This is a genomic window from Zunongwangia sp. (genome assembly GCF_048269745.1).
GTDB lineage: Bacteria > Bacteroidota > Bacteroidia > Flavobacteriales > Flavobacteriaceae > Zunongwangia.
On the sequence record NZ_JBLXIB010000034.1, the window covers coordinates 1 to 6,785 of the forward strand.

6 protein-coding genes are annotated in these 6,785 nt (G+C 28.0%); all 6 read left to right on the forward strand.

The window, feature by feature from the left end; all coding sequences use genetic code 11:
• Window positions 1-618 precede the first annotated feature (618 nt).
• Window positions 619-1,764 carry a hypothetical protein gene (locus tag ACN0WI_RS16755; RefSeq protein ID WP_417888198.1) on the forward strand — a complete coding sequence of 382 codons (1,146 nt, stop codon included), beginning with the start codon at window positions 619-621 and terminating at the stop codon, window positions 1,762-1,764.
• A gap of 7 nt (window positions 1,765-1,771) precedes the next feature.
• The gene (locus ACN0WI_RS16760) at window positions 1,772-1,993 is read left to right on the forward strand and encodes a glycosyltransferase (RefSeq protein WP_417888199.1); all 222 of its coding nucleotides are present in this window, start codon (window positions 1,772-1,774) and stop codon (window positions 1,991-1,993) included.
• 40 nt (window positions 1,994-2,033) lie between these two features.
• On the forward strand, window positions 2,034-2,627 hold the full coding sequence (locus tag ACN0WI_RS16765) for a hypothetical protein (protein WP_417888203.1): 594 nt from the start codon (window positions 2,034-2,036) through the stop codon (window positions 2,625-2,627).
• A 42-nt stretch (window positions 2,628-2,669) separates the two neighbouring features.
• On the forward strand, window positions 2,670-3,203 hold the full coding sequence (locus tag ACN0WI_RS16770) for a class I SAM-dependent methyltransferase (protein WP_417888200.1): 534 nt from the start codon (window positions 2,670-2,672) through the stop codon (window positions 3,201-3,203).
• Window positions 3,204-4,640: 1,437 nt separating this feature from the next.
• Window positions 4,641-4,877: an integrase core domain-containing protein gene (locus ACN0WI_RS16775; RefSeq protein ID WP_417888201.1), complete on the forward strand. Its 237-nt coding sequence runs from the start codon at window positions 4,641-4,643 to the stop codon at window positions 4,875-4,877.
• Window positions 4,878-5,545: 668 nt separating this feature from the next.
• Window positions 5,546-6,262, forward strand: coding sequence for a VIT1/CCC1 transporter family protein (locus ACN0WI_RS16780; RefSeq protein WP_417888202.1), 717 nt, complete (start codon window positions 5,546-5,548; stop codon window positions 6,260-6,262).
• Window positions 6,263-6,785 lie beyond the last annotated feature (523 nt).

Below are 6,785 nucleotides of genomic sequence, written 5' to 3' on the forward strand. Positions count from 1 at the left end.
CTTAAGACGGTTAATCGCAAATAAGCGGCTATTAGATAAAATTGTGTAATTTTAGAAAACAAGCAAGAAAAGGATAAGCCGACAAATCCGTGTCCCTACTCCACTACTTGCGATAATCGAAACCGTTGCCAGCAATGCCTCTGAAGAACTTCCTCGAATCGGTTATGACAAAAAGAATTAACGTCAAAATAGATAAAATAAGTTTAAATTTTAATGAAAACTGAATCGAATAAAAAAATCAAAACGATATAAAAAAATAGATTAATCGAAAATTTATAAAACGAAAGAAAGTTTTGAAACCAATCTGAATTCGAAATGACGAAAATCAGAACGGATTAGATTCAAGAGAAATCGAAAAAAATAGAAAATTTAAAAAAACAGATTCTAAAAAACAAAAAATTGATTTCTACTCTACTCTGACAAATGAAATTATTAATCGAAAATTGACAAATTTGATTCAGAATTACAAAAGAAAAAATAACAAAACGTGTCGGCAAAGCTGGCAACAATGGTTATAATTCAAGCCTTTTTGCTAAATTTATTGCTACGTATGAAAATCCTAGCGGATTTTCACGCAACGCAATCATAACCTAATCCGTTACCTATAATATAAAAAAAATGAAAATTTTAAGTCTTATTAAACAAGAAAAAATATTTACTATAATCTTCTTTTTTAGTTTAATTTCATCACTTCGCACTCTTATATTGCCACTGCAGGGTGACGAATTAACATATGCTATGATTTCTGATAATATATTGACTGGAAAATATTATCAGGTGAATTATCCCTCTACAGTTACACCAATTATTCCTTTTATTATGTCATTTTTTAAAGTCAATTCATTTCCTCACTTAGGTTTTATTTTGAATAAATTATTTAATATTGGGTTGATGTTTTTTGGATTTCGATTTGCCTATCTATTTTTCAAAGAACAAAAATTAAACCAAAGAGTAATATTATCAATATTGGCAATTACAGCCACTAACACTATCGGAATTGCATTTTTTCCTAGTTTATATCCTGAATCTATTCTATTTTTTTGTTTTTGGGGCTTTATGTATTACTTTAATTCAGAACTTAATACGAATACTTTTTTAAAAACATTTATCTTCTTTTTATTATTATCAATAACTAGATACCTATATCTTATTCTTGGATTATTAGTAGTCTATAAATTTTACCAACATTTTAAACATAGAGATAGAAAATCTATATATAAACTTATCACATATAGCACTATATTAGCTTTGCCTTTACTTTTTTGGTTTAAATATGTTTATTTCATTGAAATGCAGAACCTATCTGAAATAAGTTATTTCAATAGGTTTAAAACAGATAATCAACTATTATATAATATTAAAGCAGGCCTTGGTTTAATACAACATCATGAGGTAAGTAGAATAAATGGCATTCCTGCTTTCGTATCACTTTTCATACCAATAACTGGTTTCAGAAATTATATTTTTAGTACGTTGCTTATTTTTGCATTTATTTATGGATATCTAAAGAAAATGAAAACAGAAGGTTTAAAAATTCTTTTAACATCCATAATTTTGTTAATGACAGGTTTAATTTTAGCAGGTACTGGTTTTAGTAGATACTGGTTAATCCTCTTACCGGGTTTTTTCCTTGGATATTATTTATTAGCTACCAAATTTAAAGTAAAAGATGAATGGTTTATTTATGCTTCTCAATTTATATGTTTTATTTATATTACAAATGAATTAAGACTTGATTATCTAATTTTAACTAAAATATTATAAAATATAAATGGATATAACAATTATTATTCCTGTATTTAATGAAGGAGAGATTATAGAAAGTGTTATTAAGAATTTAAGAAATGAAGGCTTTGAAAATTTACTTGTTATTAATGATGGCTCATCCGATGAAACGCCTAATATTTTAAAGAGAATCGGAGTTAAATCTATTACACATAATTATAATAAAGGATATGGAGCTAGTTTAAAAACTGGTATTAGAAATAGCTAATACAGAGTATATAGCAATTTATGATGGAGACGGACAACATATACCTTCTGAATTAAAGAAGGTTATTGATGTAGCTAGTTGCAGAGAATATGATATGGTAACAGGAGCAAGAGGTGAAAAATCTTTTCAGGTTGTTAATCGTAAATTAGGAAAACGTTTAATAAAATATTTTGTAAATAAAATATCTAAAATTGATGTTCCCGATTTTAATTCGGGATTACGTGTTTTTAAAAGAGAAGTAATTAAAAAGTACTTGCATTTAATGCCTGACGGATTTTCTTTTTCTACAACATCAACAGTTACCTTTTTAAAATTACAATATAATGTAAAATATGTTCCTATTTTCGTTAAAGAAAGAGATGGAAGAAAATCTAATGTTAAAATAAAAGATGGGTTTAAAACTTTGATGTTAATCCTTAATTTATCTGTATTATTTGCTCCACTTACATTTTTTATCCCTATTTCCATATTTTTTATAGCCTCTAGTTTTATTTATTTCATTTTATATTCTATAATTGAAAGAATACATATTACAAGTTCAATGACTTTACTATTTATAACTGGAATCATTATATTTTTTATGGGGATAATTTGCGAACAAGTTTCAGCTGTTAGAAGAGAACTAAACAATTAAATATTAATTCAGAGTCTAAATTAACCATTAAAAGAATAGATTATGAATGATATTATTGGAAAAAAACTAGAAAAAATAAGAATCAACAAAGTACTGCCCTTCATTAAAGGAAAACTACTAGATATTGGTTGTGGAAACAACGGATTAAAAGATACTTACGGAAATGGTATTGGTGTAGATGTATATGATTGGGGAAATGTAGATTTAATAGTTAAAGACACATCAAAAATTCCATTAAAAACACAATCTGTAGACACAATAACTATTATTGCAGCCTTAAATCATATACCAAATAGAGGTGAAGTTATATACGAATGCCAAAGATTGCTGTGTAATGATGGTAAACTAATCATAACCATGATACCTCCTATCATATCTACTGTTTGGCATTTTCTAAGAAAACCTTGGGACGTCGATCAATCTGAAAGAGGAATGAAAGAAGGTGAAGTATATGGCATGACGTCTAAGCAAATAATAGAATTAGCAAAAGAAAGTGGTTTTAAATTAAAAAAAGTTTCTTCTTTTATGTTCGCAATAAATAAACTTTATGTTTTTGAAAAAAATAAAATCTCTTAGCAGTAAGGCTGATAAAATTTTTATTTCAAAGTACCTACTAATAAGTGTTATAGGTTATACTTTAATATTTTTTGGCCTTTATTTTTTTATTGATATATTAAATTTTTCTAAAACTGTTTCTTTTATTATAATTTATGCTATTAACTATATTATAATCTATAATATTCAACTTAATTACTTGTTTAAAACGAAACACGAATCTAAAAAATTAATTAAATTCATAATCTATTTACTTACTTTTTATTTACTGGCAAACTTTTTATTTAATGTATTTTTAAAAATAGGTTTTTTATATTTAATTTCTACCGCATTAACAATAATCATATTATTCCCCTTAAGACTACTAATTTTAAAAAAAGTAGTGTATAAAGATTAATAATAAAATAAAGGTCAGTTATAAACCAAAAAGTTAGTGAGTAAAATTCCGCTACTATTCTTATATTAATCCGTTATGCACAATTTTGACCCGTCCGGAAATAAGGCTACATAATTTTAAACATTATGATGTACAAAAATGACAACATAATCAAACGGTATTCCGAATCGTTCAAAATAAAGATTTTAGACGAACTTACTACTGGAAAACTCAAAAAAACCAATTATATAAACTCTACGGAATTAACCCTACTACCATCAACAAATGGATTAGGAAATACGAACGTAAAGACCTAATGAACACCAGAATCAAAGTGGAAATAAAAGATGAAATTACAAGAATAAAAGCTCTTGCTTTAAAAAGATTTACTAGACCCTTACCTGGAAGTAGCTGCTGAAAAACTTGGCTATAAAAGTACGGTAACTCAAAAAAAACTAAAAACCATGCCTTAATTAAAGCTAAATCAAAAAGTAAAAGATTTGCTTCGCTTACTACTGTCTGTGAGTATTTTGGACTCAAACGTGATGCCTATTACAAGTATCAAAATAAAGAAAGTCAACGTTTACAACTAGAGAAACAAATCATTCAAATAGTTAAAAAGCAACGCAAATCTTTACCAAGAGAAAGTGTGAGAAAAATGATGAAATCTTTGGAGAATGAGTTCACTAAGGCTAATGTAAAAGTAGGAAGAGATTCCTTGTTTAACGTACTCAAAAACCATAATATGTTGTGTTGACCCTACGAAATAAATATAGTGTGAGAATCGCGAACTCTTTGCATAGGTTCCGAAAGTACAAAAACATTGCGAAAGATGTTGTAGTCACCAGACCCAACCAAGTTTGGGTAAGTGATATCACCTATATCAGAACCTTGAAAGGCTTTTTTACCTGGCTCTGATTAATAAGAAAAATAGTAGATTACGACCTTAGTGGTAGCTTAGAACTAGCAGGTTGTTTAAGGGCTTTGAATAAAGCTTCATATCAGGCTAAAAACATGTGATGGACTAATACATCACTCCTATTAGAGAAATACAGTATTGCAGCAATGTATACACTCAAATTTTGAAAAGAAAACAAATTGAAATCAGTATGGCCGAAGAAAATCACTGTTATGAAAACGCCATGACAGAACGTGTTAATCACATTTTGAAAGATGAATTCTATCTCGATCAAACTTTTATGAACACCCCTCACACTAAAAGAGCCATAAAAAATGCCATTAATTTATACAATGAAGTAAGATTACACTTATCTTTAGATTTTAGAACACCAAATATGGTATACAAATTAACAGCTTAAATCAATTTTAACCTGTAGCCATATTTCAGGACGAGACATTACTACTGACAAAAACTACGCGGATATTAATTGATAAAATATCGGTTTAAAACAATCCAAAATCGATTAAATTCAATCACTTTTTTTAAATCGGAAAATATAGAAAATGACAAAGATTTCTAATAATTAATAGTTCGAAAAAAGAACAATTTGAACTTACTTTGATAAAAAAACAAGCGGAAATAGATAAAATTTAGTCGACTTTTCTAAAATTCAATCTTATGGAAAAAATGACTACCTATTCCTATTAAATCTTACAAGATTAAAAACAAACAGAATCTAAAAAAGAATGCTTACTCAAGCCGAAAATAAAACTGTACAATCCTAAAAACTGATGATTTTAAAGTCAATTTTCTAATATAACTTCTTTCCTATTCTATTATTAATTGATAAATGAAAATTCGATGAATTTCAATAAAATAATGAAACGTGAAAAGCACTTCGTTCTCAGCAAAACTTGTCGTAACAGAAAGGCAACAATGGTTATAATTAATTGCTTCTAACTTTGATTCCAAAAATTCCATACTTTTTATTAAATTTAGTACCATGTTGAAAATCCAAGCAGATTTTAGCGTATAGTAATCATAGTAACAACAAATGTTGTGTCGTATTATGAAGAAACTGAAAAGATGCCAGAAAAAATAGAAAGTTTAGAAAGTCATTTAAATAGTCATTACATAAATCGGAGTAATTGGTTAAGAGCTGCTGTTCTTGGAGCTAATGATGGAATTTTATCAACCGCTAGTATAGCAATTGGAGTTGCTGCTGCTAGTGATATTAGGGAAACTCTTATTTTGGCTACACTAGCTGGTTTAATTGCTGGTGCATTATCAATGGCAGCTGGAGAATATGTTTCTGTAAGTTCACAAACAGATGTCGAAAAAGCTGATATTGAACGGGAAAAACAAGAACTAAATGAAATGCCTGAAATTGAACTACAAAGACTTGCAGAGATTTATGAAAAAAGAGGTTTGAAAAAAGAAACTGCCTTAACAGTAGCAAAAGAATTAACCGAACACGACGCGCTAGCAACACATATTAGAGATGAATTAGGAATTAATGAAATTACTAAGGCTAAACCTATACAAGCTGCATTTGCTTCTGGCGCAGCCTTTACAGTTGGAGGGTTACTCCCTTTTTTAGTAACAGTATTTCTTCCTTTAAATACAATGGAATATTCACTTTATGGCTTTGCAATATTTTTTCTAATAATATTAGGAACATTAGCTGCCAAAACAGGTGGTTTTAGTATTGGAAAAGCAATTATCCGAATTACATTCTGGGGTACCGTAGCAATGGGACTGACTGCCCTAGTTGGCTATTTATTTACTGTAAATGTCGGATAAAAAACCACATGCAACAATGCTTATCCAATTACGGTAAAAACTTAATTTATTTTCAACGAACATAACATGAAAAACCTGCTCGAAATAGTTCATCCTCTTAAACATTGTCTACAATAAGCCAAGCAGAGTTTTAAAATTAATTACACTTTTACTAATAGTAACATTAATAAATTTTCGAATAAACTCAATCTGAAAAAATTGTATCCATAGTAAACAAACTAGGCATTGAAGTTTACAAACTAACTATAGTATAAAAACTGAGATATAATTAAAAACTGGAAATGAAAGTCAAAAACTTGCATTCTTTGAAATCAAAAAATATAAAATATTAGAGAAATTTGATAGTAACTAATTTTAAAAAAATATACTAATAAATTAAAAATAGCTATTTACGTGGCTGTAATTAGAATAAATAAAACATATTTGTGATGACTAGTACACTAATAAATGATCATACCCCAAAAATTAGGACAGTAAATTAAGTTCAAAAATAACTTTAATTTTACTGTATTATGACACGAAG

Bases quoted from the DNA above. Each gene is read 5' to 3' on its own strand.
- ACN0WI_RS16755 (WP_417888198.1), top strand. From the start codon at position 619: ATGAAAATTTTAAGTCTTATTAAACAAGAAAAAATATTTACTATAATC.
- ACN0WI_RS16760 (WP_417888199.1), top strand. From the start codon at position 1,772: ATGGATATAACAATTATTATTCCTGTATTTAATGAAGGAGAGATTATA.
- ACN0WI_RS16770 (WP_417888200.1), top strand. From the start codon at position 2,670: ATGAATGATATTATTGGAAAAAAACTAGAAAAAATAAGAATCAACAAA.
- ACN0WI_RS16780 (WP_417888202.1), top strand. From the start codon at position 5,546: ATGCCAGAAAAAATAGAAAGTTTAGAAAGTCATTTAAATAGTCATTAC.